The 26,450-nt window shown below is 63.7% G+C and carries 20 protein-coding genes and 4 tRNA genes; 1 reads left to right on the top strand and 23 read right to left on the bottom strand.

Annotated features, from left to right (window positions below; all coding sequences use genetic code 11):
* Positions 1-5: 5 nt before the first annotated feature.
* The 23 genes from rplW to ACYKG1_RS03750 all read right to left on the bottom strand — a co-directional run bounded on the left by rplW (position 6) and on the right by ACYKG1_RS03750 (position 23,404).
* A complete protein-coding gene (rplW, locus tag ACYKG1_RS03860) occupies positions 6-305 on the bottom strand; it encodes a 50S ribosomal protein L23 (protein WP_004145338.1) in 300 nt (99 codons plus the stop codon).
* Positions 302-907, bottom strand: a complete 606-nt coding sequence (gene rplD, locus ACYKG1_RS03855; RefSeq protein WP_004145337.1) for a 50S ribosomal protein L4 — start codon at positions 905-907, stop codon at positions 302-304. Before rplD ends, rplW begins: the two co-directional genes overlap by 4 nt.
* Before the next feature lie 12 nt (positions 908-919).
* Complete coding sequence (gene rplC, locus ACYKG1_RS03850) at positions 920-1,570, bottom strand: 50S ribosomal protein L3 (protein ID WP_004145336.1); 651 nt, start codon at positions 1,568-1,570, stop codon at positions 920-922.
* An 11-nt stretch (positions 1,571-1,581) separates the two neighbouring features.
* Complete coding sequence (gene rpsJ, locus ACYKG1_RS03845) at positions 1,582-1,893, bottom strand: 30S ribosomal protein S10 (RefSeq protein WP_005408208.1); 312 nt, start codon at positions 1,891-1,893, stop codon at positions 1,582-1,584.
* 332 nt (positions 1,894-2,225) lie between these two features.
* Positions 2,226-3,416 (bottom strand): elongation factor Tu, encoded by a 1,191-nt coding sequence (gene tuf, locus ACYKG1_RS03840; protein WP_100471391.1) that lies wholly within the window; start codon positions 3,414-3,416, stop codon positions 2,226-2,228.
* A 52-nt stretch (positions 3,417-3,468) separates the two neighbouring features.
* Positions 3,469-5,610, bottom strand: coding sequence for an elongation factor G (fusA, locus tag ACYKG1_RS03835; protein ID WP_100471390.1), 2,142 nt, complete (start codon positions 5,608-5,610; stop codon positions 3,469-3,471).
* A 141-nt stretch (positions 5,611-5,751) separates the two neighbouring features.
* On the bottom strand, positions 5,752-6,225 hold the full coding sequence (gene rpsG / locus ACYKG1_RS03830; RefSeq protein WP_004145321.1) for a 30S ribosomal protein S7: 474 nt from the start codon (positions 6,223-6,225) through the stop codon (positions 5,752-5,754).
* Positions 6,226-6,237: 12 nt separating this feature from the next.
* Positions 6,238-6,612, bottom strand: a complete 375-nt coding sequence (gene rpsL / locus ACYKG1_RS03825) for a 30S ribosomal protein S12 (RefSeq protein WP_004145320.1) — start codon at positions 6,610-6,612, stop codon at positions 6,238-6,240.
* Between the two features lie 283 nt (positions 6,613-6,895).
* Entirely contained in the window at positions 6,896-11,119 is a 4,224-nt protein-coding gene (gene rpoC, locus ACYKG1_RS03820) for a DNA-directed RNA polymerase subunit beta' (RefSeq protein WP_100471389.1), read from the bottom strand.
* Positions 11,120-11,208: 89 nt separating this feature from the next.
* On the bottom strand, positions 11,209-15,363 hold the full coding sequence (gene rpoB, locus ACYKG1_RS03815; RefSeq protein WP_049432754.1) for a DNA-directed RNA polymerase subunit beta: 4,155 nt from the start codon (positions 15,361-15,363) through the stop codon (positions 11,209-11,211).
* 329 nt (positions 15,364-15,692) lie between these two features.
* On the bottom strand, positions 15,693-16,061 hold the full coding sequence (gene rplL, locus ACYKG1_RS03810; RefSeq protein WP_014646047.1) for a 50S ribosomal protein L7/L12: 369 nt from the start codon (positions 16,059-16,061) through the stop codon (positions 15,693-15,695).
* Between the two features lie 63 nt (positions 16,062-16,124).
* Positions 16,125-16,661 (bottom strand): 50S ribosomal protein L10, encoded by a 537-nt coding sequence (gene rplJ, locus ACYKG1_RS03805; protein WP_010480377.1) that lies wholly within the window; start codon positions 16,659-16,661, stop codon positions 16,125-16,127.
* A 386-nt stretch (positions 16,662-17,047) separates the two neighbouring features.
* Positions 17,048-17,746, bottom strand: a complete 699-nt coding sequence (rplA, locus tag ACYKG1_RS03800; RefSeq protein WP_004154350.1) for a 50S ribosomal protein L1 — start codon at positions 17,744-17,746, stop codon at positions 17,048-17,050.
* Between the two features lie 4 nt (positions 17,747-17,750).
* Positions 17,751-18,179: a 50S ribosomal protein L11 gene (gene rplK, locus ACYKG1_RS03795; RefSeq protein ID WP_004145248.1), complete on the bottom strand. Its 429-nt coding sequence runs from the start codon at positions 18,177-18,179 to the stop codon at positions 17,751-17,753.
* Between the two features lie 258 nt (positions 18,180-18,437).
* A complete protein-coding gene (gene nusG / locus ACYKG1_RS03790; protein ID WP_004154362.1) occupies positions 18,438-18,998 on the bottom strand; it encodes a transcription termination/antitermination protein NusG in 561 nt (186 codons plus the stop codon).
* Positions 18,999-19,008: 10 nt separating this feature from the next.
* Positions 19,009-19,422, bottom strand: a complete 414-nt coding sequence (secE, locus tag ACYKG1_RS03785) for a preprotein translocase subunit SecE (protein ID WP_004154361.1) — start codon at positions 19,420-19,422, stop codon at positions 19,009-19,011.
* Between the two features lie 49 nt (positions 19,423-19,471).
* A tRNA-Trp gene (locus ACYKG1_RS03780) sits at positions 19,472-19,547 on the bottom strand.
* A 102-nt stretch (positions 19,548-19,649) separates the two neighbouring features.
* Positions 19,650-20,840, bottom strand: a complete 1,191-nt coding sequence (gene tuf / locus ACYKG1_RS03775; RefSeq protein WP_100471388.1) for an elongation factor Tu — start codon at positions 20,838-20,840, stop codon at positions 19,650-19,652.
* A gap of 41 nt (positions 20,841-20,881) precedes the next feature.
* Positions 20,882-20,957, bottom strand: a tRNA-Thr gene (locus tag ACYKG1_RS03770).
* A 49-nt stretch (positions 20,958-21,006) separates the two neighbouring features.
* A tRNA-Gly gene (locus tag ACYKG1_RS03765) sits at positions 21,007-21,080 on the bottom strand.
* Between the two features lie 24 nt (positions 21,081-21,104).
* Positions 21,105-21,190 (bottom strand) — tRNA-Tyr (locus ACYKG1_RS03760).
* Between the two features lie 137 nt (positions 21,191-21,327).
* Entirely contained in the window at positions 21,328-22,344 is a 1,017-nt protein-coding gene (locus tag ACYKG1_RS03755) for an isoaspartyl peptidase/L-asparaginase family protein (RefSeq protein WP_100471387.1), read from the bottom strand.
* 46 nt (positions 22,345-22,390) lie between these two features.
* Positions 22,391-23,404, bottom strand: a complete 1,014-nt coding sequence (locus tag ACYKG1_RS03750) for a cyanophycinase (protein ID WP_478471900.1) — start codon at positions 23,402-23,404, stop codon at positions 22,391-22,393.
* Positions 23,405-23,575: 171 nt separating this feature from the next.
* Between ACYKG1_RS03750 and ACYKG1_RS03745 the strand changes: the two genes are divergently transcribed.
* Positions 23,576-26,314 (top strand): TonB-dependent receptor plug domain-containing protein, encoded by a 2,739-nt coding sequence (locus ACYKG1_RS03745; protein ID WP_478471898.1) that lies wholly within the window; start codon positions 23,576-23,578, stop codon positions 26,312-26,314.
* The last annotated feature ends 136 nt before the right edge of the window (positions 26,315-26,450 follow it).

Below are 26,450 nucleotides of genomic sequence, written 5' to 3'. Positions count from 1 at the left end.
GTACCTCAGGCCTTGGCCGTTACATCGATCGACTGGCCATCGGCCAGGCGAACGTACGCCTTGCGCCAATCGCCGCGGCGGCCAGCACGGTTACGGAAGGACTTGTTCTTGCCCTTGACGTTGACCACGTTGACGGCTTCGACCTTGACGTCGAACAGCTGCTCAACCGCGGCCTTTACATCGGCCTTGGTGGCTTCGTTCGAAACTTCGAAGACATACTGGTTGGAGAGTTCCTGCAGGCGCGCGGTCTTTTCGGAGACACGCGGGGCACGCAGCACGCTGAAGATTTTTTCGTTGCTGTTCATGCCAGCCACTCCTCGACCTTCTTGACCGCGTCAGCGGTGATGACGACCGTGTCGGCACCCACCAGCGAGACCGGATCCAGACCCTGGACGTCACGCACCTGCACGTACGGCAGATTGCGGGCGGACAGGTACAGGTGCTCGGACGCTTCTTCGGTGACGATCAGCGGGCGCTTGCCCACTTCCAGGCCGGCCAGCTTGGCGATCAGACCCTTCGTGTTGGTCACTTCGACGTCGAAGGACTCCACGATGGTCAGACGGCCCTGACGGTTCAGCTCGGACAGGATCGCGCACATGGCGGCACGGTACTGCTTACGATTGACCTTCTGCTCGAAGCTGCGCGGCTTGGCCGCGAAGGTGACACCGCCGCCGACGAAGATCGGAGCTGTCAGTGCGCCATGACGCGCGCCGCCGCCCTTCTGCTTCTTCGACTTCTTGGTGGTACCAGCCACTTCGGAGCGAGTCTTCTGTGCCTTGGTGCCGGCGCGACCGGCGTTGCGGTAGGCAACGACGACCTGGTGGACCAGATCTTCGCTGAAATCGCGACCGAACACGGCGTCGGAGACCGAGACCTTGTTGTTGCTACCCGTGATAACGAGTTCCATCGTCATCTCTCCTTATGCCTTGCTCGCCGGACGGACGATCACATCGCCACCCGCCGCGCCCGGAACGGCGCCGCGAACGGCGATCAGACCGCGCTCGACGTCGACCTTGACCACTTCCAGGTTCTGGGTGCTCTGCTGCACCGCGCCCATGTGGCCCGACATCTTCTTGCCCGGGAAAACGCGACCCGGGGTCTGGCGCTGACCCAGCGAACCCGGCGCGCGATGCGACAGCGAGTTACCGTGGGTTGCATCGCCCATACGGAAGTTGTGGCGCTTGATGGTGCCCTGGAAGCCCTTACCCTTGGTGACACCCTGGACGTCGACGATCTGGCCGACTTCGAAGATGTCCGCCTTGACTTCGCCGCCAACGGCGAAATCGCCGAGCTGCGCGTCTTCAACGCGGAATTCCCACAGGCCACGACCCGCTTCCACCTTCGCCTTGGCAAAGTGGCCGGCTTCCGGCTTGTTGACCAGGGCAGCGCGACGCGCGCCGACGGTCACCTGCACGGCGCTGTAGCCGTCGGTTTCGACGGTCTTGATCTGCGCGATGCGGTTCGGGGTTGCTTCGATCAGGGTCACCGGGATGGAGCGGCCATCTTCGGTGAACACGCGGCTCATGCCGGCCTTGCGGCCCACGAAGCCCAACGAATACTTCTTCGTCATGGTCGTAGTCCTCAGGTCAGCTTGATCTGAACGTCGACGCCGGCAGCCAGTTCGAGCTTCATCAGCGCGTCCACGGTCTTGTCATTCGGGTCAACGATATCGAGCACGCGCTTGTGCGTGCGGGTCTCGTACTGGTCACGCGCGTCCTTGTCGACGTGCGGGGAAACGAGAACGGTGTAACGCTCGATCTTGGTCGGCAGCGGGATCGGGCCACGCACTTGCGCGCCGGTCCGCTTTGCCGTTTCAACGATCTCGCTGGCCGAACGGTCGATCAGACGATGATCGAACGCTTTCAGCCGGATCCGGATCTTTTGGTCCGCCATGGCGGTAGGTTCCTTCGTTAAAAGAGCGACAGACAAAGCCTCTGGGTTGCTTTGCCCCATGAAATTCCTGAATACGGACGGCCCACAGTCCTGCAGGCCGCCAAGGTCACTCCATAGACCTCAAAAACGTAGGCAGACCAGTCTCCCGGCCTGCCCAGACGTAGAAGCATAATGGCACGCAAGGCAGCTGTCAACAGTCGCCTGTTGACGCCGCCTGAATGGCATTGACCCTTCCTGGTCCGGGGAACACAAGGCACATCCTGTGCCTGCTTTCCCATTTGATACGCCCCGATGCCCTACCCAGGCAACATCGGGGCGCAGATACTACCAGATTACTCGATGATCTTCGAGACCACGCCGGCGCCGACGGTACGGCCGCCTTCGCGGATGGCGAAGCGCAGGCCTTCGTCCATTGCCACCGGGTTGATCAGGGTGACGACCATCTTGACGTTGTCACCCGGCATCACCATTTCGACGCCTTCCGGCAGAGCAGCTGCGCCGGTGATGTCGGTGGTACGGAAGTAGAACTGCGGACGGTAGCCGTTGAAGAACGGGGTGTGACGGCCGCCCTCGTCCTTCGACAGGACGTAGACTTCGCCTTCGAACTTGGTGTGCGGCTTGATCGTGCCCGGCTTGGCCAGAACCTGGCCGCGTTCGACGTCGTCACGCTTGGTGCCGCGCAGCAGCAGGCCAGCGTTGTCGCCTGCCTGACCCTGGTCCAGCAGCTTGCGGAACATTTCAACGCCGGTCACGGTGGTCTTCTGCACCGGACGGATGCCGACGATTTCGATTTCGTCACCGACCTTGATGATGCCGCGCTCGATACGACCGGTCACCACGGTGCCGCGGCCCGAGATCGAGAACACGTCTTCCACCGGCATCAGGAACGGCTTGTCGATCGCGCGCTCCGGCTCCGGAATCCAGCTGTCCAGGGCGTCGACCAGCTTCAGGATGGCCGGCACGCCGATGTCGCTCTGGTCGCCTTCCAGCGCCAGACGGGCCGAACCAGCGATGATCGGGGTGTCGTCGCCCGGGAAGTCGTACTTGCTCAGCAGTTCACGCACTTCCATCTCGACCAGCTCGAGCAGCTCGGCGTCGTCAACCATGTCGGCCTTGTTCAGGAACACGACGATGTACGGCACGCCGACCTGACGCGACAGCAGGATGTGCTCGCGGGTCTGCGGCATCGGGCCGTCAGCGGCCGAGCACACCAGGATCGCGCCGTCCATCTGGGCGGCACCGGTGATCATGTTCTTGACGTAGTCAGCATGGCCCGGGCAATCGACGTGGGCGTAGTGACGGACCGGGGATTCGTATTCGACGTGCGCGGTCGAGATCGTGATACCACGAGCCTTTTCTTCCGGCGCGGCGTCGATCGAGGAGTAGTCCTTGAACTCGCCACCGAAGCGCTCGGCACCGATCTTGGTCAGTGCGGCGGTCAGCGTGGTCTTGCCGTGATCGACGTGACCGATGGTGCCGACGTTGACGTGCGGCTTGGTGCGCTCGAACTTACCCTTTGCCATTGTTCTATACCTTGATTGTTCGTAAGTGGTTTCAAGAGAGGCTGAGCGAGGCTCAGCCCTTCTTCATGACGGCTTCGGCGATGTTGGTCGGAGCCGGCTCGTAGTGATCGAATTCCATGGTGAAGGTAGCGCGGCCCTGGGTCTGCGAACGCAGCGCAGTGGCGTAGCCGAACATTTCACCCAGCGGGATCATCGCGTTGATGATGCTGGCCGAACCGTCACCGGTGGTGTCGGAACCCTGCAGCACGCCGCGACGACGGCTGACGTCGCCCATCACGTCACCCTGGTAATCCTCCGGGGTCACGATCTCGACCTTCATGATCGGCTCCAGCAGCACCGGCTTGGCCTTGGCGAAGCCCTGCTTGAAGGCCATCGACGAAGCCAGCTTGAACGCCATTTCCGAGGAGTCGACGTCGTGGTACGAACCGAACACCAGCTTCACCTTGACGTCCACGACCGGGAAGCCAGCCAGCGGACCGCTGGTGATGGTTTCGCGCAGGCCCTTTTCAACCGACGGAATGAATTCCTTCGGGATCACGCCGCCGGTGATGTCGTTGATGAACAGGAAGTCGTCCTTGATGGCCGGAGCCAGCTTCGGATCGGCACGGTCTTCAGCGGTGATCGGCGACAGCTCGATCACGACGTGACCGTACTGACCCTTACCACCGGACTGCTTGGCGTGCTTGTAGTCCGACTTGACGTCAGCCATCGTGATGGTTTCGCGGTAGGCCACCTGCGGCGCGCCGACGTTGGCTTCAACGTTGAACTCGCGCTTCAGGCGGTCGACGATGATGTCCAGGTGCAGCTCGCCCATGCCCGAGATGATGGTCTGGCCGGATTCTTCGTCGGTCTTCACACGGAACGACGGATCTTCCTGTGCCAGGCGACCCAGGGCCAGGCCCATCTTCTCCTGGTCCGACTTGGTCTTCGGCTCGACGGCCATCGAGATCACCGGCTCCGGGAAGGTCATGCGCTCCAGGATGATCGGGGCATCCACGGCGCACAGGGTGTCACCGGTGGTGGTGTCCTTCAGGCCCACGGCAGCGGCGATGTCACCGGCCAGAACTTCCTTGATTTCCTCGCGGTTGTTCGAGTGCATCTGCAGGATGCGGCCGATGCGCTCCTTCTTGCCCTTCACCGAGTTCAGCACGGTGTCGCCACCGTTCAGGGTGCCCGAGTAGACACGGAAGAAGGTCAGCGCGCCGACGAACGGGTCGGTGATGATCTTGAAGGCCAGCGACGAGAACGGAGCCTTGTCGTCCGACTTGCGGGTCATTTCGACGGTGTCGTCGTCAACGTCCACACCCTTCACGTCCGGCACGTCGACCGGCGACGGCAGCAGCTGGATCACGCCGTCCAGCATGGCCTGCACGCCCTTGTTCTTGAAGGCCGAGCCGCAGTACATCGGCACGATCTCGGTGGCCAGGGTGCGGGTACGCAGCGCGTTGATGATTTCAGCCTCGGCCAGCTCTTCGCCGCCCAGGTACTTTTCCATCAGCTCTTCGCTGGCTTCGGCAGCGGTCTCGACCATGAACTGGCGAGCTTCTTCAGCCGGACCCTGCAGTTCGGCCGGGATTTCACCGTATTCGAACTTCATGCCCTGCGAAGCCTCATCCCAGTGGATGGCCTTCATCTTCAGCAGGTCGACAACGCCCTTGAAGTTGTCTTCAGCGCCGATCGGCAGCTGCATCGGCACGGCAACGGCGCCCAGCTTGGCCTTCAGCTGGCCGACGACCTTCTGGAAGTTGGCACCGGTGCGGTCCATCTTGTTGACGAACGCGATGCGCGGCACGTGGTACTTGTTGGCCTGGCGCCACACGGTTTCCGACTGCGGCTGCACGCCACCGACGGCGCACAGGACGAAGACGGCACCGTCGAGCACGCGCAGCGAGCGCTCCACTTCGATGGTGAAGTCGACGTGCCCGGGGGTGTCGATGATGTTGAAGCGGTGCTCCGGCAGGGACTTGTCCATGCCCTTCCAGAACGCGGTGGTGGCAGCGGACTGGATCGTGATGCCACGCTCCTGCTCCTGCTCCATCCAGTCCATGGTGGCGGCGCCGTCGTGCACTTCACCGATCTTGTGGCTCTTGCCGGTGTAGAACAGGATGCGCTCGGACGTGGTGGTCTTGCCGGCATCGATGTGAGCCATGATGCCGAAGTTGCGGTAACGCTCGATGGGAGTGGAACGGGCCACGGGAGCCTCTCAGATTTCTTGGATTTCGGATGGCCGAACGCCGCCTTTCGGCGGCCTTCGGATTGGCGCAGTCCTTCTGGGACCGCGAGGCAGCACGCACCGAAGTGGTGCTGCCCTGCCTGTTTTACAAGGCCGTCAAACTCACCAGCGGTAGTGGGCGAATGCCTTGTTGGCTTCGGCCATGCGGTGGGTTTCTTCGCGCTTCTTGATGGCGCCGCCACGGTTTTCCGAGGCGTCGATCAGTTCAGCAGCCAGCTTCTTCGGCATGGTGTTCTCACCACGCTTGCGCGCGGAGTCGATCAGCCAGCGCATGGCCAGCGCCATCTTGCGCGACGAACGCACTTCGACCGGCACCTGGTAGGTGGCACCACCGACGCGGCGCGACTTGACTTCGACCGCCGGAGCGACGTTGTCCAGAGCCTTCTGCACCAGCTCAATGGCATTGGCGCTACTGTTCTTCTCGGTGATCACGTCCATGGCGCCGTACACGATCTTTTCGGCGACGGACTTCTTGCCGCTCTGCATGACCATATTGATGAAGCGGGCGATGGTTTCGCTTCCGTGCTTCGGATCGGGCAGGACGGAACGCTGCGGAGTATTACCCTTACGCGACATAGTGCTCTCTCCTTATGCCTTCGGACGCTTGGCGCCGTACTTGGAACGGGCCTGGCGACGCTTGGCAACGCCGGCGGCGTCGAGCGAGCCACGAACAGTGTGGTAACGCACACCCGGCAGGTCCTTGACGCGACCGCCGCGGATCAGGACCACGGAGTGCTCCTGCAGGTTGTGGCCTTCACCACCGATGTAGGAAATCACTTCTTCCTGGTTGGTCAGGCGGACCTTGGCAACCTTACGCAGAGCCGAGTTCGGCTTCTTCGGAGTGGTGGTGTAGACACGGGTGCAGACGCCACGGCGCTGCGGGCACTTGTCGAGCGCCGGCGAGGCACTCTTGTAGGTGGTCGCTTGCCGCGGCTTGCGGACCAGCTGGTTGATCGTCGCCATCAGTAGGTTCTTCTGATTGGTGGCCGGAAAATCCGACCAGAGATGCGGAAATGTTAAAGCAGGCCGAAATTTTGGCCTGCTGAGACAGACGATTGTAGCAACCTGCCAGGAAAGCAGTCAAACGCCTCCTGTCAAGCCCGTCCCTGATCCCGGGACGTTACTGGGGGGCCTCCATGTACCCCGTTCAGATTGACAGGGTCGATCGCGGACGATCTCCCTGCCCTTTCCCACTCCCATCGATGGACCGACGGGGTGGTCCGGCCTTGCAGCCGGACCGGATACCTCATTCTTCGCCCGACGCCTGTTCAGCTTCGGCTTCAACCACCGGCGCCTCGACCGCAGCCGGGGTGCCGGCCAGGGTCTGCATTTCCGACTCGGTGAGACCGGAAGCGCCGCGACGGCGGTTGCTGTGGTACGCCAGGCCGGTACCGGCCGGAATCAGGCGACCCACGATGACGTTTTCCTTCAGGCCACGCAGGTTGTCCGAGGTGCCGCGGACGGCCGCTTCGGTCAGCACGCGGGTGGTTTCCTGGAACGAAGCGGCCGAGATGAACGATTCGGTCGCCAGCGACGCCTTGGTGATACCCAGCAGGACCGGATCGAAGTGCGCCGGCAGCTCGTTGCGGGTCGACAGGCGCGCATTTTCCTCGATAACGCGCTGACGCTCCACCTGTTCGCCGTTCAGGAACTTGCTGCTGCCCTGATCGGTGATCTCGACCTTGCGCAGCATCTGGCGGGTGATCACCTCGATGTGCTTGTCGTTGATCTTCACGCCCTGCAGGCGGTACACGTCCTGGATTTCCTTCACCAGGTAGGCCGCCAGCGGTTCGACGCCCAGCAGACGCAGGATGTCCTGCGGGCTCGGCTCGCCGTCCACGATGGTTTCACCCTTGGTGACATGCTCGCCTTCGAACACGATGACCTGGCGGTACTTCGGAATCAGCTCTTCGTGCTCCGAACCATCGGTGTCCTTGATGATCAGGCGCTGCTTGCCCTTGGTGTCCTTGCCGAAGCTGATGATGCCCGAACGCTCGGCCAGCACCGCCGGATCCTTCGGCTTGCGCGCTTCGAACAGGTCGGCCACGCGCGGCAGACCACCGGTGATGTCGCGGGTCTTCGACGCTTCCTGCGGGATCTTGGCGACGACGTCGCCCACGCCCACCGGGGCGCCGTCCTGCAGGTTGACGATCGAACGCGGCGGCAGCAGGTACTGCGCCGGCAGGTCGGTGCCCGGGATCGACAGGTCGTTGCCCTTGGCGTCGACGATGCGCACGATCGGGCGCAGGTCCTTGGCCTGGGTACCACGACGCTTCGGATCGGTGATTTCGCGCGAGGCCAGGCCGGTCAGCTCGTCGGTCTTCTCGATGACGGTGACGCCGTCGACGAAGTCGATGAAGCGGATGAAGCCGGCCACTTCCGACACGATCGGGTGGTTATGCGGATCCCAGTTGGCTACGGTCTGGCCAGCCTTGATCGCATCACCGTCCTTGGACGTGATGGTGGCACCGTACGGCAGCTTGTAACGCTCACGCTCACGGCCGTGGGCATCGAGCACCGAGATTTCGCCCGAGCGCGACACTGCCACCAGCGAGCCGTTGGCGTGCTCGACGGACTTGAGGTTGCTGAACTTGACCGAGCCGGTGGTCTTGACGGTGATGTTGTCGACCGCAGCAGCTCGCGACGCCGCACCACCGATGTGGAACGTACGCATGGTGAGCTGGGTACCCGGCTCACCGATGGACTGCGCGGCGATGACGCCGACCGCTTCACCGATGTTGACCAGGTGGCCACGGGCCAGATCGCGGCCGTAGCAGCGCGAGCAGACACCGAAGGCCGATTCGCAGGAGATGGTCGAGCGGACCTTGATGGTCTGCACGCCGGCATCTTCCAGCTTGGCAACCCAGGCTTCGTCCAGCAGGGTGTTGCGGGTGACGATCGGATCTTCGTCGTTGCCCGGCAGGAACACGTCCTCGGCAACCACGCGGCCCAGCACGCGGTCCTTCAACGGCTCGACCACGTCGCCGCCTTCCACGATCGGGGTCATGATCAGGCCTTCGGTGGTACCGCAATCCACCTCGGTGATCACCACGTCCTGCGCCACGTCGACCAGACGACGGGTCAGGTAACCCGAGTTCGCGGTCTTCAGCGCGGTATCGGCCAGACCCTTACGGGCACCGTGGGTGGAGTTGAAGTACTCCTGCACGTTCAGGCCTTCGCGGAAGTTCGCCTTGATGGGCGTCTCGATGATCGAGCCGTCCGGGCGGGCCATCAGGCCACGCATGCCGGCCAGCTGACGGATCTGCGCCTGCGAACCACGCGCGCCGGAGTCGGCCATGATGTACAGCGAGTTCATCGACTTCTGGTCGATGGTCTCACCCTTGGCATTGACCACCTTCTCGGTACCGATGGTGTCCATCATCGCCTTGGCGATGCGCTCGTTGGTGCGCGACCAGATGTCGACCACCTTGTTGTAGCGCTCGCCGGCGGTGACCAGGCCCGACTGGTACTGCTCCTGGATTTCCAGCACTTCGGCCTCGGCCTCGGTGAGGATGCCCTTCTTCTCGTCCGGGATCAGCATGTCGTCGATGCCGATCGAGACGCCAGCGCGGGTCGCGTAGGCGAAGCCGGTGTACATCAGCTTGTCGGCGAACACGACCGTGTCCTTCAGACCCAGCTGGCGGTAGCTGGAGTTGATCAGGCGGCTGATGTTCTTCTTGGTCAGCTCGGTGTTGGCCAGCGCGAACGGCAGGCCTTCCGGCAGGATCTCAGCCAGCAGGGCGCGACCGATCGTGGTGTCCACGATCGAGGTCTTGTTCTGCTTGTTGCCGTCTTCGTCGGTCACGACCTCGGTAATGCGGACCTTGACGCGCGCGTGCAGTTCCACCACGCGGTTGTCGTAGGCACGCTTCACTTCGGCGATGTTGGCGAAGGCCATGCCCTCGCCCTTCTTGTTTTCCAGCGAGCGGGTCATGTAGTACAGACCCAGCACGACGTCCTGCGACGGCACGATGATCGGCTCGCCGTTGGCCGGCGACAGGATGTTGTTGGTCGACATCATCAGCGCACGCGCTTCCAGCTGGGCTTCCAGCGAGAGCGGCACGTGGACGGCCATCTGGTCACCGTCGAAGTCGGCGTTGAACGCGGTGCAGACCAGCGGATGCAGCTGGATGGCCTTGCCTTCGATCAGCACCGGCTCGAACGCCTGGATGCCCAGACGGTGCAGGGTCGGCGCACGGTTCAGCATCACCGGATGCTCGCGGATGACCTCTTCCAGGATGTCCCAGACTTCGGCTTCTTCGCGCTCGACCAGCTTCTTGGCGGCCTTGATGGTGGTGGCCAGGCCACGACGCTGCAGCTTGGCGAAGACGAACGGCTTGAACAGCTCCAGCGCCATCTTCTTCGGCAGGCCGCACTGGTGCAGGCGCAGGTACGGGCCGACCACGATGACCGAACGGCCCGAGTAGTCGACGCGCTTGCCGAGCAGGTTCTGGCGGAAGCGGCCCTGCTTGCCCTTGATCATGTCGGCCAGCGACTTCAGCGGGCGCTTGTTGGTGCCGGTGATGGCACGGCCGCGACGGCCGTTGTCCAGCAGTGCATCGACCGATTCCTGCAGCATGCGCTTTTCATTGCGCACGATGATGTCCGGCGCGCTCAGTTCGAGCAGGCGGCGCAGGCGGTTGTTGCGGTTGATGACGCGGCGGTACAGGTCGTTCAGGTCGGAGGTCGCGAAGCGGCCGCCATCCAGCGGGACCAGCGGACGCAGGTCCGGCGGCAGCACCGGCAGCACGGTCATGACCATCCATTCCGGACGGTTGCCCGATTCCAGGAAGGCCTCGATCAGCTTGATGCGCTTGGTGAGGCGCTTGAGCTTGGTTTCCGAACCAGTCGCGGCGATTTCCTCGCGCAGTCGGGTCATTTCCGACTGCAGGTCGATCGTGCGCAGCAGTTCATACACGGCCTCGGCGCCCATGGCGGCGTCGAAGTCGTCACCGTGCTCCTGGCGGGCCTGCAGGTACTGTTCTTCGGTCAGCAGCTGGCGGCGCTCCAGGGCGGTCAGGCCCGGCTCGGTCACCACGTAGGCTTCGAAGTACAGCACGCGCTCGATGTCGCGCAGGGTCATGTCCAGCATCAGGCCGATGCGCGACGGCAGCGACTTCAGGAACCAGATGTGCGCGACCGGCGAGGCCAGGTCGATGTGGCCCATGCGCTCGCGGCGCACCTTGGCCAGGGTCACTTCGGTGCCGCACTTTTCGCAGACCACGCCGCGGTGCTTCATGCGCTTGTACTTGCCGCACAGGCACTCGTAGTCCTTCACCGGACCGAAGATGGCGGCGCAGAACAGGCCGTCGCGTTCCGGCTTGAAGGTACGGTAGTTGATGGTTTCCGGCTTCTTCACTTCGCCGAAGGACCACGAACGGATCAGGTCCGGCGAAGCCAGCGCGATCTTGATCGCGTCGAAGTCCAGCGTCTGGCGCTGCTGGTTGAAGAGGTTGAGCAGGTCTTTCATGGTGTTCTCCAGAAGGAGGAATGCTGTGTCGATGGGCTTTCAGTTCACTGCCAGCGGCGCGGCGGCGGAGGCCGCCGCGCCGGCATGGATCAGTTGTCTTCCAGTTCCATGTTGATGGCCAGCGAGCGGATTTCCTTCACGAGCACGTTGAAGGATTCCGGCATGCCCGCGACCATCTCGTGCTCACCGTCGACGATGTTCTTGTACATCTGGTTGCGGCCCTGCACGTCATCGGACTTCACCGTCAGCATTTCCTGCAGGGTGTAGGCCGCGCCGTAGGCTTCCAGCGCCCAGACTTCCATTTCACCGAAGCGCTGGCCGCCGAACTGCGCCTTGCCGCCCAGCGGCTGCTGGGTGACGAGCGAGTACGGACCGGTCGAACGGGCGTGCATCTTGTCGTCGACCAGGTGGTTCAGCTTCAGGTAGTGCATGTAGCCAACGGTGGTGTGGCGATCGAAGGCTTCACCGGTGCGGCCGTCGTACAGCTGGGTCTGGCCACTGCTCGGCAGGTCGGCCAGTTCCAGCATGCGCTTGATTTCCGCTTCGGTGGCGCCGTCGAACACCGGGGTGGCCATCGGCACGCCGTCGGTCAGGTTGCGGGCCAGGCGCAGCAGCTCCTCGTCGCTGAACTGCGACAGGTCGACACGGTTGGCCACGTTGGTGTCGTCGTGGTTGTAGATGTCGTCCAGGAACTTGCGCAGGTCGGCGACCGCCGCCTGGGCTTCCATCATCGCCTGGATCTTGCGACCCAGGCCCTTGGCGGCCCAGCCCAGGTGCACTTCCAGGATCTGGCCGATGTTCATGCGCGACGGCACGCCCAGCGGGTTGAGCACGATGTCCACGGTCTCGCCCGAGGCCATGTACGGCATGTCCTCGACCGGCACCACGTTGGAGACCACACCCTTGTTGCCGTGGCGGCCTGCCATCTTGTCGCCCGGCTGGATGCGGCGCTTCACGGCCAGGAACACCTTGACCATCTTCAGCACGCCCGGGGCGAGGTCGTCACCGGCGGTGATCTTGCCGCGCTTGTCGGCGAAGCGACGCTCGAATTCCTTCTCGTGCGCCTGGATCTGCTTCTGCGCACGCTCGATGGCTTCCGAGGCGTCCTCGTCCTTCATGCGCAGGGCGAACCAGTCAGCCTTCTTCAGGCCGTCCAGGAAGGCGTCGGTGATCACGTCACCCTTCTTCAGGCCAGCACCACCGTTGACCACCTTGCCCACGATCTGCGAACGCAGACGCATGTAGATGGCGGCTTCCAGGATGCGGAACTGGTCGTCGAAGTCCTTCTTGACACGCTTGATTTCAGACTCTTCGATCTGGCGGGCGCGCTTGTCCTTCTCGATGCCGTCGCGGGTGAAGACCTGCACGTCGATGACGGTGCCGTCCATGCCCGGCGGAACGCGCAGCGAGCTGTCCTTAACGTCCGAAGCCTTCTCGCCGAAGATCGCGCGCAGCAGCTTCTCTTCCGGGGTCAGCTGGCTTTCGCCCTTCGGGGTGACCTTGCCGACCATGATGTCGCCGGCGCGGACTTCCGCACCGATGTACACCACGCCGCTTTCGTCGAGGCGGTTCAGCGCCTGCTCGGAGACGTTCGGGATGTCGGCGGAGATTTCCTCCGGCCCCAGCTTGGTGTCACGCGCGACGCAGGTCAGCTCTTCGATGTGGATCGTGGTGTAGCGATCCTCTTCCACCACGCGCTCGGAGAGCAGGATGGAGTCTTCGAAGTTGTAGCCGTTCCACGGCATGAACGCGATCAGCATGTTCTGGCCCAGGGCCAGTTCGCCGATGTCGGTGGACGGACCGTCGGCCAGCACGTCGCCGCGGGCGATGACGTCACCCACCTGGACCAGCGGACGCTGGTTGATGCAGGTGTTCTGGTTCGAACGGGTGTACTTGACCAGGTTGTAGATGTCCACGCCTGCGTCGGTGGCGCCAACGATCTCTTCCTCGTTGACCTTGACCACGATGCGGGCCGCGTCGATCTGCACGATCTCGCCACCACGACGGGCGTTCACGGTCACACCGGAGTCACGCGCCACGGCGCGTTCGATGCCGGTACCGACCAGCGGCTTCTGCGCACGCAGGGTCGGCACGGCCTGACGCTGCATGTTGGCGCCCATCAGTGCGCGGTTGGCGTCATCGTGCTCCAGGAACGGAACCAGCGCGGCCGCGATCGACACGGTCTGCATCGGCGAGACGTCCATGAAGTGGACTTCCGCCGGCGGCTTCAGCAGCGACTCGCCCTGGAAGCGGCACGGGACGAACTGCTCGGTCAGCACGCTGTCGGCATTGGTCAGGGCGTTGGCCTGCGCAATGACGTACTCGTTTTCTTCGATCGCCGACAGGAACTCGACTTCGTCATAGACCTTGCCGTCCACGACCTTGCGGTACGGGGTCTCGAGGAAACCGTACTGGTTGGTGCGGGCGTACACGGCCAGCGAGTTGATCAGGCCGATGTTCGGGCCTTCCGGGGTTTCGATGGTGCAGACGCGGCCGTAATGGGTCGGGTGCACGTCGCGCACTTCGAAGCCGGCGCGCTCACGGGTCAGACCACCCGGGCCCAGGGCCGAGACGCGACGCTTGTGCGTCACTTCCGACAGCGGGTTGTTCTGGTCCATGAACTGCGACAGCTGCGAGGAGCCGAAGAACTCCTTGATGGCAGCGGCGACCGGCTTGGCGTTGATCAGCTCCTGCGGGGTCAGGCCTTCCGACTCGGCCATCGACAGGCGCTCCTTGACCGCGCGCTCGACGCGGACCAGGCCGACGCGGAACACGTTCTCGGCCATTTCGCCGACCGAACGCACGCGACGGTTGCCCAGGTGGTCGATGTCATCGACCACGCCGCGACCGTTGCGGATCTCGGTCAGGACCTTGATCACATCCAGGATGTCGGAGCTGTCGCCGTGGGCAGCGACCAGGCGCTTGGACTCTTCGTCGTTGCGCTCACCGAAGTACTTGCTGTCGTACAGCACGGCTTCGCCGGTGGTTTCCTTGCGGCCCACGCGACGGTTGAACTTCATGCGGCCGACCGCGGACAGGTCGTAGCGCTCGAAGGTGAAGAACAGGTTGTGGAACAGGTTCTGCGCGGCATCCTTGGTCGGCGGCTCGCCCGGACGCATCATGCGGTAGATTTCGACCAGGGCTTCCAGCTGGGTCTTGGTCGGATCGATGCGCAGGGTGTTGGACAGGTACGGGCCACGATCCAGGTCGTTCACCCACAGGGTGCCGACCGCATCGACGCCAGCCTTGCGGAAGTTCTGCAGCTGCTCGTCGCTGATCTCGTCGTTGGCCTGGGCCAGCAGTTCGCCGGTCGAGGCATCGACCACGTCGTGCGACAGGATGCGGCCGACGATGTAGTCGTCCGGCACGGCCAGGGCGGCGATGCCCGAGGCTTCCAGCTGCTTGATGTGGCGCGCGGTGATGCGCTTGCCGGCTTCCACGATGACCTTGTCGCCGTCGGCGAGGTCGAAGCCCAGGGTTTCGCCGCGCAGGCGCTCCGGCACCAGCTCCAGCTGGACGCCTTCATCCGGGTTGATGTGGAAGGTGTTGATCTCGAAGAACTCGGCCAGCATCTCTTCGTTGCTGTAGCCGAGCGCGCGCAGCAGGATCGACACCGGCAGCTTGCGGCGGCGGTCGATACGGGTGAACAGCGCGTCCTTCGGGTCGAACTCGAAGTCCAGCCAGGAGCCGCGGTAGGGAATGATGCGGGCGCTGTACAGCAGCTTGCCCGAGCTGTGGGTCTTGCCACGGTCGTGGTCGAAGAACACGCCCGGCGAGCGGTGCAGCTGGGAGACGATGACGCGCTCGGTGCCGTTGACGATGAAGGTGCCGTTCTCGGTCATCAGCGGGATTTCGCCCAGATAGACCTCCTGCTCCTTCACGTACTTGATGGCCTTGGTCGACGACTCACGGTCGTAGATCACCAGGCGTACGGTCACGCGCAGCGGGGCGCCGTAGCTCATGCCACGCTGGCGGCACTCACGCTCGTCGAAGACCGGTTCGCCCAGCTTGTAGCCGACGTATTCCAGGGCAGCATTGCCGCTGTAGCTGGCGATCGGGAAGACCGACTTCAGCGCAGCGTGCAGGCCGTGGTCCGTGCGCTTGGCCGGATCGACGTTTTCCTGCAGGAATTCACGATAGGAATCCACCTGGATGGCGAGCAGGAACGGCACTTCGAGGATCGAGCGCTGCTTGCCGAAATCCTTGCGGATACGCTTTTTTTCGGTGAACGAATAGGACGTCATGAGGTCTTCCACCTTGTTGTGCGGATCGTGCGCCCACGATCCGAAGGGAACTTGAAATTGTCAGTTGGAAGTCGCTGGTATTGCCGGCACCAGCACGCCTTCTCCCGCTACTTCCAACTGCCAACTCGTCTGCTACCACGCCCCCGCTGCCGCGCTCTGCGCTGGCCTGCCGGGGTTTGACTGCAGCCCGTGTTGGGCTTTTTCCTGCTGTTTTTCACATCCACGCAGGGCGTGGATCTACACCACCGCAACAACGACCAAAGGCCGGGGGCTTACGCCCCCAGCCTTGGCTGCATCGCCGTGAATCGGTGACGATGCAAGGGAACTGCTTACTTGACTTCGACAGTCGCGCCAGCAGCTTCCAGGTCCTTCTTCATCTTCTCGGCGTCTTCCTTCGAAGCGCCTTCCTTCAGGACGCCACCGGCTTCGGCCAGGTCCTTCGCTTCCTTCAGGCCCAGGCCGGTGATGGCGCGGACGGCCTTGATGACCTCGACCTTCTTCTCGCCGGCGGTCTTCAGGGTGACGGTGAATTCGGTCTGCTCTTCAACAGCAGCGGCCGGGCCAGCGGCAGCGGCCACGGCAACCGGAGCAGCGGCGGAGACGCCGAACTTCTCTTCGATGGCCTTGACCAGCTCCATCACTTCCATCAGGGACTTCTCGGCGATGGCGTCGACGATCTGTTCGTTGGTAAGGGACATGATTAATACCTTTGGATGATTTTCTGGGTTGAGGTTCCGTCAGGAACCACGGTAAGTCGAAACTCAGGCGGTCTCGGCGGCCGGCTCGGCAGCGTCGGCGGCGACGTCGCCACCACCCTGCTTCTCGCCGACGGCCTTGATGGCGCGGGCAAACATCGTGACCGGCTCGGTCAGGACGCGGGCCAGCATGGCCAGGGCCTGGTCGCGGGTCGGCAGCGAGGCCAGCACTTCGACGTGGCTTGCCGGGAACACTTCGCCACCGATGGCGACGACCTTAGCCTTCAGCTTGTCGTTGCCCTTGGCGGCTTCCTTGATCAGGCGACCGGCAGCGCCGGGCTCCTCGAGCGAGAACGCGTACAGCAGCGGACCAACCATCTGGTCCTGTGCGACTGCGAACTCGGTGCCTTCAACGGCGCGCGAAGCCAGGGTGTTCTTGACAACCTTCAAGAAAACACCGGTTTCACGAGCCTGCTTGCGCATCGCGGTCATCTGGGCGACCGTGGTGCCAGCGTATTCGGCTGCGATCAAGGAGTGGGCCTTGGCGGCGACGTCTGCCAGCTCGGCGACTACTTCTTGCTTCTGGGACAGATTGAGAGCCATTGCACTCCTCCTATTGAACTCCGCTTACGGCTCCTGCCGTGTGCGGTCCTGTGCGGCATCCGTCCTGGACGCCGGGAACATCGGGATGATGTTCCGGGGGTGGGCCGTTCTAGACCTGGAGTGGGCCAACCTGGGAAACCCAGACGTGCGTGAACCAGAAAAACTCCAGAAGGGCACCATCTACGCAGGGTGATTCCGGGGAATCGATTAAGCGCTCATGACTGCTCCGGCGGCGACTCCTTGCCAGATCGAGCTTCCGTGCCCGTCGCCGGTATTGCCACGACCGCGCCTGCGGTCTTTGACGGCTACCGCGGGCGATGCACTGCCAGCGATGCCTTCAAATGTCACGGTCACGGCACCAAGGGTGCCGTGACCGCTTGAAACAATTACTTCAGGGTCAGCGACGACTGGTCGACGGTGACGCCCGGACCCATCGTCGAGCTGACCGAAACCTTCTGCAGGTAGGTGCCCTTCGAGGTGGCCGGCTTGGCCTTGATCAGGTCCAGCAGCAGCGCGGTCAGGTTCGACTTCAGCGCGTCTTCGGCGAAGTCGGCCTTGCCGATGGTGCAGTGGATGATGCCGGCCTTGTCGGTGCGGTAACGGACCTGACCCGACTTGGCGTTCTTCACGGCTTCACCCGGGTTCGGGGAAACAGTGCCGACCTTCGGGTTCGGCATCAGGCCGCGCGGGCCCAGCACGGTGCCCAGCTTGCCGACGACGCGCATGGCGTCCGGGGTCGCGATGACGACGTCATAGTTCAGATCGCCGGCCTGCATCTTCTCGGCCAGATCGTCCATACCGACGGCTTCGGCGCCAGCGGCCAGGGCTTCGTCAGCCTTGGCACCGGCCGGAGCGAACACGGCGACGCGAACCGACTTGCCGGTACCGGCCGGCAGCACGGTGGAGCCACGGACCTGCTGGTCGGACTTCTTCGCATCGACGCCCAGGCGCACGGCAACGTCGATCGACTCGACGAACTTGGCCTTGGTGGCGCTCTTCAGGATGTTGATCGCGTCCTCGAAGGCGTACGCCTTGCCCGGAACGACGGCGGCCTTGATGGCCTTCTCACGCTTGGTCTGTGCCATCTTATTAACCCTCCACCACGAGGCCCATGGAACGGGCAGAGCCAGCGATGGTACGCACGGCGGCGTCCAGGTCGGCGGCAGTCAGATCCGGTTCCTTCGCCTTGGCGATCTCTTCCAGCTGCTTACGGGTGACCTTGCCGACCTTCTCGGTGTTCGGGCGCTTGGAGCCCGACGAGATGCCAGCGGCCTTCTTCAGCAGGGTGGTAGCCGGGGTGCTCTTGGTGATGAAGGTGAACGTACGGTCCGAGTAGGCCGTGATGATCACCGGAACCGGCAGACCCGGCTCGAGCTTCTGCGTTGCAGCGTTGAACGCCTTGCAGAATTCCATGATGTTCAGACCACGCTGACCCAGCGCAGGACCGACCGGCGGCGAGGGGTTGGCCTGACCGGCCTTCACCTGCAGCTTGATGTAACCGACAACTTTCTTTGCCATGTGAGTGCTCTCCGGGTGCTAGCGCCTTTCGACAACAGGCTCCCCATCGGACCGGGAATCACGCGTCCCGGCATCGCGTTTTGAAATCATGCTGAAGGCCACCTTGCGGCGGCCTCGTCCTGCCGGCTTTCCCAGCGGGGAGCCGCGCACTATAACAGGTTTTTTATTCACATGCCTGAAGCGGCAGATAAACGAACGAAACCGGGCCAGGCCCGGTTTCTGGTCCGAAGCCGAGCGTGGCTCGACGCTACAGACGGATCAGACGGCCTTTTCGACCTGGCCGAACTCGAGCTCGACCGGCGTGGCACGACCGAAGATCAGCACCGAGACGCGCAGACGGCTCTTCTCGTAGTTGACTTCTTCGACGACGCCATTGAAATCGTTGAACGGACCGTCGGTGACGCGGACCATCTGGCCCGGCTCGAACAGCACCTTCGGACGCGGCTTCTCGACACCTTCCTGAACGCGATTCAGGATGGCCTCGGCCTCGGAATCGGCGATCGGCAACGGACGATCGGCAGTGCCGCCGATGAAGCCCATCACGCGTGGGGTTTCCTTGACCAGGTGCCAGCTTTCGTTGTCGATGCGCGGAATACCGGCTTCTTCGTGGGTCTCGATCTGGACCAGCACATAACCCGGGAAGAACTTGCGCTCGGAGCGGCGCTTCTGGCCAGCGCGCATCTCGACCACTTCTTCGGTCGGGACCAGGACGTCGCCGAAGCGCTCTTCCATGCCGTCACGGACGATGCGATCGCGCAGAGCCTGCGCCACCGACTTCTCGAAGCCCGAATAGGCGTGAACGACGTACCAACGCTTCATGCAATTCTCCTTAGCGGCTCAGGAACCACTGAGTCAGTTTCTGGATCAGGAAGTCGAAGCCACCCAGCAGCAGGCTGAGGATGAGCACCACGACGATCACGACCCACGTCATGCGGATGGCCTCCTGGCGCGTCGGCCAGACCACCTTGCGCAGTTCGAAGCGCGACTCGGAGAGGAATTCGCGGGTGTCGCGCCCCTTGCCGGTCAGCATGAACACGCCGATACCGCCAACCAGACCGACCACGACCGCCAACGCACGCAGCTGACCTGCCCACGCACCCAGCTGGGCGGCGCGACCAGAGTCGGCGGAGAACCAGAACCAGACGAACAGACCGGCCAGCACCAGCAGCGATGCGGCGACATACTTGACGATATCCCCACCGTGGGCGGAGTTGTCCTTGGAGTGTTCGATCTTGCTATTCATCCGGCTGTGTCTGCTTTAGCGGCCCAGGCCGCTGGATAAGGTGGGCAGATGGCACGCCAGGAGGGACTCGAACCCCCAACCTGCGGTTTTGGAGACCGCTGCTCTGCCAATTGAGCTACTGGCGTACGTTGAAAACTTGCCTTCCCTTAGACGGCGAAGGCGGACCGAGGTTCCCGGCCCGCCATTCGCGTAACCGGCGGCGCTATGCAACCACCGGTACTGCAGGCTTACTCGATGATCTTCGAGACCACGCCGGCGCCGACGGTGCGGCCGCCTTCGCGGATGGCGAAGCGCAGGCCTTCGTCCATTGCCACCGGATTGATCAGGGTGACGACCATCTTGACGTTGTCACCCGGCATCACCATTTCGACGCCTTCCGGCAGAGCAGCTGCGCCGGTGATGTCGGTGGTACGGAAGTAGAACTGCGGACGGTAGCCGTTGAAGAACGGGGTGTGACGACCGCCCTCGTCCTTCGACAGGACGTAGACCTCACCTTCGAACTTGGTGTGCGGCTTGATCGTGCCCGGCTTGGCCAGAACCTGGCCGCGTTCGACGTCGTCACGCTTGGTGCCGCGCAGCAGCAGGCCAGCGTTGTCGCCTGCCTGACCCTGGTCCAGCAGCTTGCGGAACATTTCAACGCCGGTCACGGTAGTCTTCTGCACCGGACGGATGCCGACGATTTCGATTTCGTCACCGACCTTGATGATGCCGCGCTCGATACGACCGGTCACCACGGTGCCGCGGCCCGAGATCGAGAACACGTCTTCCACCGGCATCAGGAACGGCTTGTCGATCGCACGCTCCGGCTCCGGAATCCAGGTGTCCAGGGCCTCGACCAGCTTGATGATGGCCGGCACGCCGATGTCGCTCTGGTCGCCTTCCAGCGCCAGGCGGGCCGAACCGGCGATGATCGGGGTGTCGTCGCCCGGGAACTCGTACTTGCTCAGCAGCTCGCGCACTTCCATCTCGACCAGCTCGAGCAGCTCGGCGTCGTCGACCATGTCGGCCTTGTTCAGGAACACGACGATGTACGGCACGCCGACCTGGCGCGACAGCAGGATGTGCTCGCGGGTCTGCGGCATCGGGCCGTCAGCGGCCGAGCACACCAGGATCGCGCCGTCCATCTGGGCGGCACCGGTGATCATGTTCTTGACGTAGTCAGCGTGGCCCGGGCAGTCAACGTGGGCGTAGTGACGGGTCGGGGATTCGTATTCGACGTGCGCGGTCGAGATCGTGATGCCACGCGCCTTTTCTTCCGGCGCGGCGTCGATCGCGGAGTAGTCCTTGAACTCGCCACCGAAGCGCTCGGCACCGATCTTGGTCAGTGCGGCGGTCAGCGTGGTCTTGCCGTGGTCGACGTGACCGATGGTGCCGACATTGACGTGCGGCTTGGTGCGCTCGAACTTACCCTTGGCCATGGCTGCTTATCTCGAATTCGTCTGAGAGGTGATGCTTGAGATGGTGCTCACGAAAGGAATCGAACCTTCGACCTCTTCCTTACCAAGGAAGTGCTCTACCGACTGAGCTACGTGAGCCGAGTTTTGCATTATGACATGAACTCGATACTATTCAAAGTTCATTCAATGGAGCGGGAGACGGGAATCGAACCCGCACCATCAGCTTGGAAGGCTGAGGTTCTACCATTGAACTACTCCCGCGTCGGGAATGTCACAACGTGAAACTGGTGGAGGGAGGTGGATTCGAACCACCGAAGGCGTAAGCCAGCAGATTTACAGTCTGCCCCCGTTGGCCGCTTGGGTATCCCTCCTTACCACCCCAACCCGTTGCCGCCGAAGCGTTGCGGTGTGTGGTGGTGAGCCGCTTATTCTGCTGATCAGGCGGGGGGCTGTCAACGCTTTTTTCCATCTTTTTCACACGTTGTCGCAAACCCATTGATACGCAAGGTTATTGCCCAGGGACCGGCAGGGTCTCGCTGGCGAAAATTGCGACATGAGGGACACCGTCGGCGCCGATCCAGCCCCGATACATGCCCTGGGTGTTGAACGGCGTGGCCATTTTCCCGTCTGCGCCGAGCACGATCGCACCACCATCGCCGCCCAACTGCGGAATTGTTTCGTTGATCACGCCCTTGCCAGCCTGCTCCGGGGTCTGCCCCTGGTAGCGCATGCGTGCGCAGATCTCGTGCGCGGCCGCAGTACGGATGTAGTACTCGCCCCAACCGGTACCCGACACCGCACAGCGCGCATCGGCCCAGGTGCCTGCACCGATGATCGGCGAGTCACCCACTCGGCCATAGCGCTTGTTGGTCATGCCGCCAGTGGAGGTGCCGGCGGCCAGCTGCCCCTGCGCGTCCAGCGCGACCGCACCCACCGTGCCGAAGTGCTTTGCGGTCTCCAGGTCGGCATGGGCCTGGCCGCTGGCCTCTTCCTTCAGTGCGCGCTGCAGCTGCTGCCAGCGCTTCTCTGTACGGAAGTAGGAGGGATCCACCAGGGCAATACCCTGCTCGGCCGCGAAGGCCTCGGCGCCCTGCCCGACCATCATCACGTGCCTGGATTTCTGCATCACGGTCTGTGCCAGCAGGATCGGGTTGCGCACCCGCTGCACGCCGGCCACCGCACCAGCAGCCTGGGTGGCGCCGTCCATCACTGCGGCATCCAGCTCGTTGTGGCCGTCATGGGTGAACACCGCGCCCTTGCCGGCGTTGAAGGTGGGATCGTCTTCCAGCACCGTAATCGCTGCGGTGACGGCAGCCAGCGCCGGACGACCCGCCGCCAGTTCGGCATGGCCCTTCAGCAGCGCGGCGCGCAACGCATCGCGCGCGGCCTTCTCTTCGGCCGGCGACAGGTCCTTGCGCTCGACGCCGGCACCGCCGTGGATGACCAGCAGCGGCGAGGCGGCCGGGGCGGCCTGGGCAAGCAACGGCAGGGACAGCAGCGCAGACAGCGCCAGGCGCAGTTTCATCGGGTACATCTCCAGCAGGACGAGGGAATGGATTGCGGGTGGAACATCATTGGCGGACGACTTCGATCTGGCCGTCGGCGACGTCGGCCACGGCGTGGTAATCGGCCTCGGCCTGGAAGTCGTCCAGCCGCATGCGGCTGCCACTGGCGACCACCGTTACCGGTACGGCATGGAAGCGCAGCGGTTCGCCCTCGACCAGACGATCGGCATCACGACCGGGGCTGACCACCCAGACCTTGCCTTCGCCGTCGGCGCTGTAGACCTGGGCCTGCCCATCGGGCTCCACGCACAGGGCGGTGTCCTCATCAACGCCAATGCCGACGACGCCCGGGTCACCACTGTCCTGCGCCGCACGGGCCACGAACACGATGAGGCGGCCAAGGCGGTCACGCTTGTCGAAATGGGTATCGGTGACCACGCGCTGCAGGTAGGGCATCTGCAGGAATCCACTGTCGATGGTGACAGCGCTGCCCATCGGGTCGGCCAGCGCACCGGCGGAGGTGATGCTGCCGCCATCCATCGCGCCATAGGCGTAGCCGCCGAGGATTGCCAGGCCGGCGCTGGTGCCGGCAACAGGCTTGCCGGCACGTACATGGGCATTGAGCGCGCGGTTGAGCGCGGTACCCTTCCAGAAGCGGATGTAGCGGGCCTGGTCACCACCGGCGATGAAGATGGCATCGGCTGCGGCAACCACGCGCAGCACGGCCGGATCGTCGGCACCGCGACGGCTGTCGAAGACCAGGGTCTGTACCGCCGTGGTGCCGCCGATCTCGTGGTAGAGGCGGTCCTGCAGCTCATCGCCACCGGAGGCGCGCAGGATCAGCACACGGCCATTGCCGGCCTGCCTCAGCCACCAATGGAAGGCCTCGGGTACCCATTCGCCACCGCCCATCAGCATCATCGCCGGCGCGCGCGGGCCGGGACGCGGGGCTTCAAGGTCGCCGGCTTCGTAATAGGCGAAGCCGGGACCCAGCAGATCCTGCGCGGGTGCGGCCAGTGGCCAGGCCAGCACAAGCAGCGCCAGCCAGGCAAAGGGGAGGGTCCGGTGGAGGCTTCGCATCCCTGATCTCCCTGAACGACTTCGACTTGCAAGCGTTTTCACTCTTTGCCAGATAGGCACCCAGTAGTCAAGGACATAAAAAAGGCGTTAAATGCGCGCGCCCATTCCGGAAATCTGAATGGGGGACAGGGCCCCTCCTCTGCGGGCCGGCTTCATTTCCGAGAATTCCTCATGCGTAGACAGGCGATGGCGTGGTCGATCCAGCTGGCGTTGATGGGTGTGGCTGCTTCCGCGGCCGCCCAGGCTCCGTCTTCCTCTTCGATACAACAACTGGACGCGGTGCAGGTCACCGGCTCGCGCATTCCGCGCGCCCAGGTGGAAGGCCCCGCCCCGATCACGGTGATCAACGCCGAACAGATCCGCTCAAGCGGCTTCACCAGCGTGCCGGACGTGCTGCGTGCAATGACCCAGAACGGCGGTGAGACGCAGAGCCAGCAGTCTTCCAGCGGCGCCGACTTCTCGCCGGGCGCCCAGCAGGTGGACCTGCGCGGCCTGGGCCCGAACCACACGCTGGTGCTGGTCAATGGCCGCCGTATCGCCGACTTCCCGATGCCGTTCAAGGGCCGCAGCAACTTCACCGATGTCTCCAACATTCCGCTGGGGATGATCGAACGCATTGAAGTGCTGACCGGCAGCGCCTCGGCCATCTATGGTTCGGACGCGATCGCCGGCGTGGTCAACTTCATCCTGAAGAAGAAGGCCGACGGCACCACCATCGACATGCGCATGGGCACCACCACCGAAGGCGGTGGCGAGTCGTTCGACATGAGCATCGCCAGCGGTTTCAGCCGTGGCAACTTCAACGCGGTATACAGCGTCGAGCTGCAGTCGCAGACCCCGCTGTGGGCCTATGACCGTGACATCCAGGACTCGACCCAGGATGGCCCGACCGAGGGTTCGCGCATCGCTCGCCGTGCCTACCTGCGCACCGACTACAACGATGACTATCTGGACCCGGGCGCCGCCACCTGCGAAGCCCTGGCCGGGCAGAACCAGGGCAGCACCTACCGCGCCTATCGCCCGAAGTACGGCTACTACTGTGGCAGCGACAGCTCGATCGGCTACGGCACCATCCTCAGCAAGCGCCGCGGCGCCAACGGCTACGCGTCGCTGAGCTACGACTTCGACAATGGCCAGCAGTGGTTCGCCGACGTGCAGCTGGGCTACCACACGATGTCGCTGATGCGCGACGTCACCCAGTGGGGCCGCATGGACGCCAACGGCGATGAGTCGGGTTATTTCAACAACGAAGCCACCGGCGAGATCGAGTTCTGGCAGCGCCAGTTCTCGCCAGAGGAAATGGGCGGCCTGCGCAACGCCATGGTGCGCAGCACGCAGAAGACCTTCAGCGTGACCACCGGCTTCAAGGGCAACCTGGCCGGCAACTGGGATTACGAAGCAGCGCTGAGCCATTCGCAGTACCAGTCGCGGATCAGCTGGGCGCAGATCATCGCCGCCAAGGCCAATGACCTGTTCCTCGGTCCGCAGCTGGGCGTGGATGACGACGGTTTCCCGGTCTACAACGCCGACCCGTCACGCCTGTACCGGCCGCTGACCCGCGCCGAGTACGATTCGATCGCCGCGCGTACCACCTACACCCCGAAGTCGCGCACGGAGACTGCCGCCTTCACCCTGACCAACTCGGCCCTGTTCGCCCTGCCCGGTGGCGACGCCGGGTTTGCCGCGACCGTGGAAGTGGGCCAGCAGGCGTACTCGCTCAATCCCGATCCGCTGGCGACCGGGTACTACTACTACAGCTGGAAGGATTCGGACGGCAAGGGTTCGCGCAACCGCTGGGCGACCGCTGCCGAGCTGCGCATGCCGCTGCACGAGTCGGTCAACCTGAGCGTGGCCGGCCGCTACGACCAGTACCGTTATTCCGGCCACACCATCGGCAAGGCGACCTGGAGCGGCGGCCTGGAATGGCGCCCGATCGACACGCTGCTGGTGCGCGGTTCGTACGGCACCGCGTTCCGTGCGCCGGACCTGCACTACGTATTCGCCGGCCCGGGCAACGATGAGACCACCGCCGAAGACCTGTACAGCTGCCGCGCGGACGGCGCCACCGACTGCGCCGACTACGAACGCAACCTGGTCCGCAGCCGCATCGGCAACCGCCAGCTCGACCCGGAAACCAGCACCTCGTGGAGTGCCGGCTTCGTCTGGTCGCCGGCGATCGGCCTGGACCTGTCGGTGGACTGGTTCGACATCGACATGCGCAACCAGGTGCAGGACATGGACGTGCGCACGATCCTGGCCAACGAAGCGAACTGCCGCCTGGGCAGCGCCGACATCACCTCGCCGACCTGCGTGGATGCGCTCGCCCGCATCACCCGCAGCAACGACGGGCGCCTTTATGGCGTGCGCGTGGAGCCGATCAACGTCGCCCGAGAGTCCACCTCCGGCATCGACGTCGGCCTGCGCTACCGCCTGCAGACGGGCATCGGCGACTTCATCTTCAACGGCACCCACACCTGGGTGAAGAAGCATGATTTCCAGCGCTACCCGGGCGACCGTAGCGAAGACCAGTTCGCAGTGAACAGTGGCTTCGACATCCCGCGCACCAAGACCAGCCTGAGCGTGACCTGGGAGAAGAATGCGTGGTCGGCAACCGTGTACGGCTCGCGCCTGGGCAAGCTGCCAACCTCGGACAGCTACGACCAGGTGTTCGACTGGGACAGCGGTGACAGCCCGTACATCAAGGCAACCTACCGCTACAACGCGTCGCTGCAGTACCGCTTCGACGACCACTCGCGCCTGTCGCTGTCGGTGGTCAACGTGTTCAACAAGATGCCGCCGAAGGACCGTACCTACACCGCGTACCCCTACTACGACGTGTCCTGGTTCGACAGCGTCGGCCGCACGATCAACCTGCAGTACACGCACAAGTTCGGTGGCAGCGCACTGTAAGTGCCAGGCCAGCGCCGATACAGGAGCCCCCGCTTCGGCGGGGGTTCTTTTTTTCTGCTGGCTGAACGGCGTCCAAGCAGGGACCGCTGCCTGGCCGGTCCGCAATGGCTTTTAGGAAACAGCTGATTCCGCGCCA

The sequence above is a fragment of the Stenotrophomonas sp. 85239_Sma genome (genome assembly GCF_056481725.1).
The sequence above is the reverse complement of the archived record's forward strand: the minus strand, read 5'-3'. Positions and strand labels throughout refer to the sequence as shown.

What these genes read in the sequence shown, in the direction of transcription:
- rplW (WP_004145338.1), bottom strand. Translation starts at nt 305, where the DNA reads ATGAACAGCAACGAAAAAATCTTCAGCGTGCTGCGTGCCCCGCGTGTC.
- rplD (WP_004145337.1), bottom strand. Translation starts at nt 907, where the DNA reads ATGGAACTCGTTATCACGGGTAGCAACAACAAGGTCTCGGTCTCCGAC.
- rplC (WP_004145336.1), bottom strand. Translation starts at nt 1,570, where the DNA reads ATGACGAAGAAGTATTCGTTGGGCTTCGTGGGCCGCAAGGCCGGCATG.
- rpsJ (WP_005408208.1), bottom strand. Translation starts at nt 1,893, where the DNA reads ATGGCGGACCAAAAGATCCGGATCCGGCTGAAAGCGTTCGATCATCGT.
- tuf (WP_100471391.1), bottom strand. Translation starts at nt 3,416, where the DNA reads ATGGCAAAGGGTAAGTTCGAGCGCACCAAGCCGCACGTCAACGTCGGC.
- rpsG (WP_004145321.1), bottom strand. Translation starts at nt 6,225, where the DNA reads ATGTCGCGTAAGGGTAATACTCCGCAGCGTTCCGTCCTGCCCGATCCG.
- rpsL (WP_004145320.1), bottom strand. Translation starts at nt 6,612, where the DNA reads ATGGCGACGATCAACCAGCTGGTCCGCAAGCCGCGGCAAGCGACCACC.
- rpoC (WP_100471389.1), bottom strand. Translation starts at nt 11,119, where the DNA reads ATGAAAGACCTGCTCAACCTCTTCAACCAGCAGCGCCAGACGCTGGAC.
- rpoB (WP_049432754.1), bottom strand. Translation starts at nt 15,363, where the DNA reads ATGACGTCCTATTCGTTCACCGAAAAAAAGCGTATCCGCAAGGATTTC.
- rplL (WP_014646047.1), bottom strand. Translation starts at nt 16,061, where the DNA reads ATGTCCCTTACCAACGAACAGATCGTCGACGCCATCGCCGAGAAGTCC.
- rplJ (WP_010480377.1), bottom strand. Translation starts at nt 16,661, where the DNA reads ATGGCTCTCAATCTGTCCCAGAAGCAAGAAGTAGTCGCCGAGCTGGCA.
- rplA (WP_004154350.1), bottom strand. Translation starts at nt 17,746, where the DNA reads ATGGCACAGACCAAGCGTGAGAAGGCCATCAAGGCCGCCGTCGTTCCG.
- rplK (WP_004145248.1), bottom strand. Translation starts at nt 18,179, where the DNA reads ATGGCAAAGAAAGTTGTCGGTTACATCAAGCTGCAGGTGAAGGCCGGT.
- nusG (WP_004154362.1), bottom strand. Translation starts at nt 18,998, where the DNA reads ATGAAGCGTTGGTACGTCGTTCACGCCTATTCGGGCTTCGAGAAGTCG.
- secE (WP_004154361.1), bottom strand. Translation starts at nt 19,422, where the DNA reads ATGAATAGCAAGATCGAACACTCCAAGGACAACTCCGCCCACGGTGGG.
- tuf (WP_100471388.1), bottom strand. Translation starts at nt 20,840, where the DNA reads ATGGCCAAGGGTAAGTTCGAGCGCACCAAGCCGCACGTCAATGTCGGC.
- ACYKG1_RS03755 (WP_100471387.1), bottom strand. Translation starts at nt 22,344, where the DNA reads ATGAAACTGCGCCTGGCGCTGTCTGCGCTGCTGTCCCTGCCGTTGCTT.
- ACYKG1_RS03750 (WP_478471900.1), bottom strand. Translation starts at nt 23,404, where the DNA reads ATGCGAAGCCTCCACCGGACCCTCCCCTTTGCCTGGCTGGCGCTGCTT.
- ACYKG1_RS03745 (WP_478471898.1), top strand. Translation starts at nt 23,576, where the DNA reads ATGCGTAGACAGGCGATGGCGTGGTCGATCCAGCTGGCGTTGATGGGT.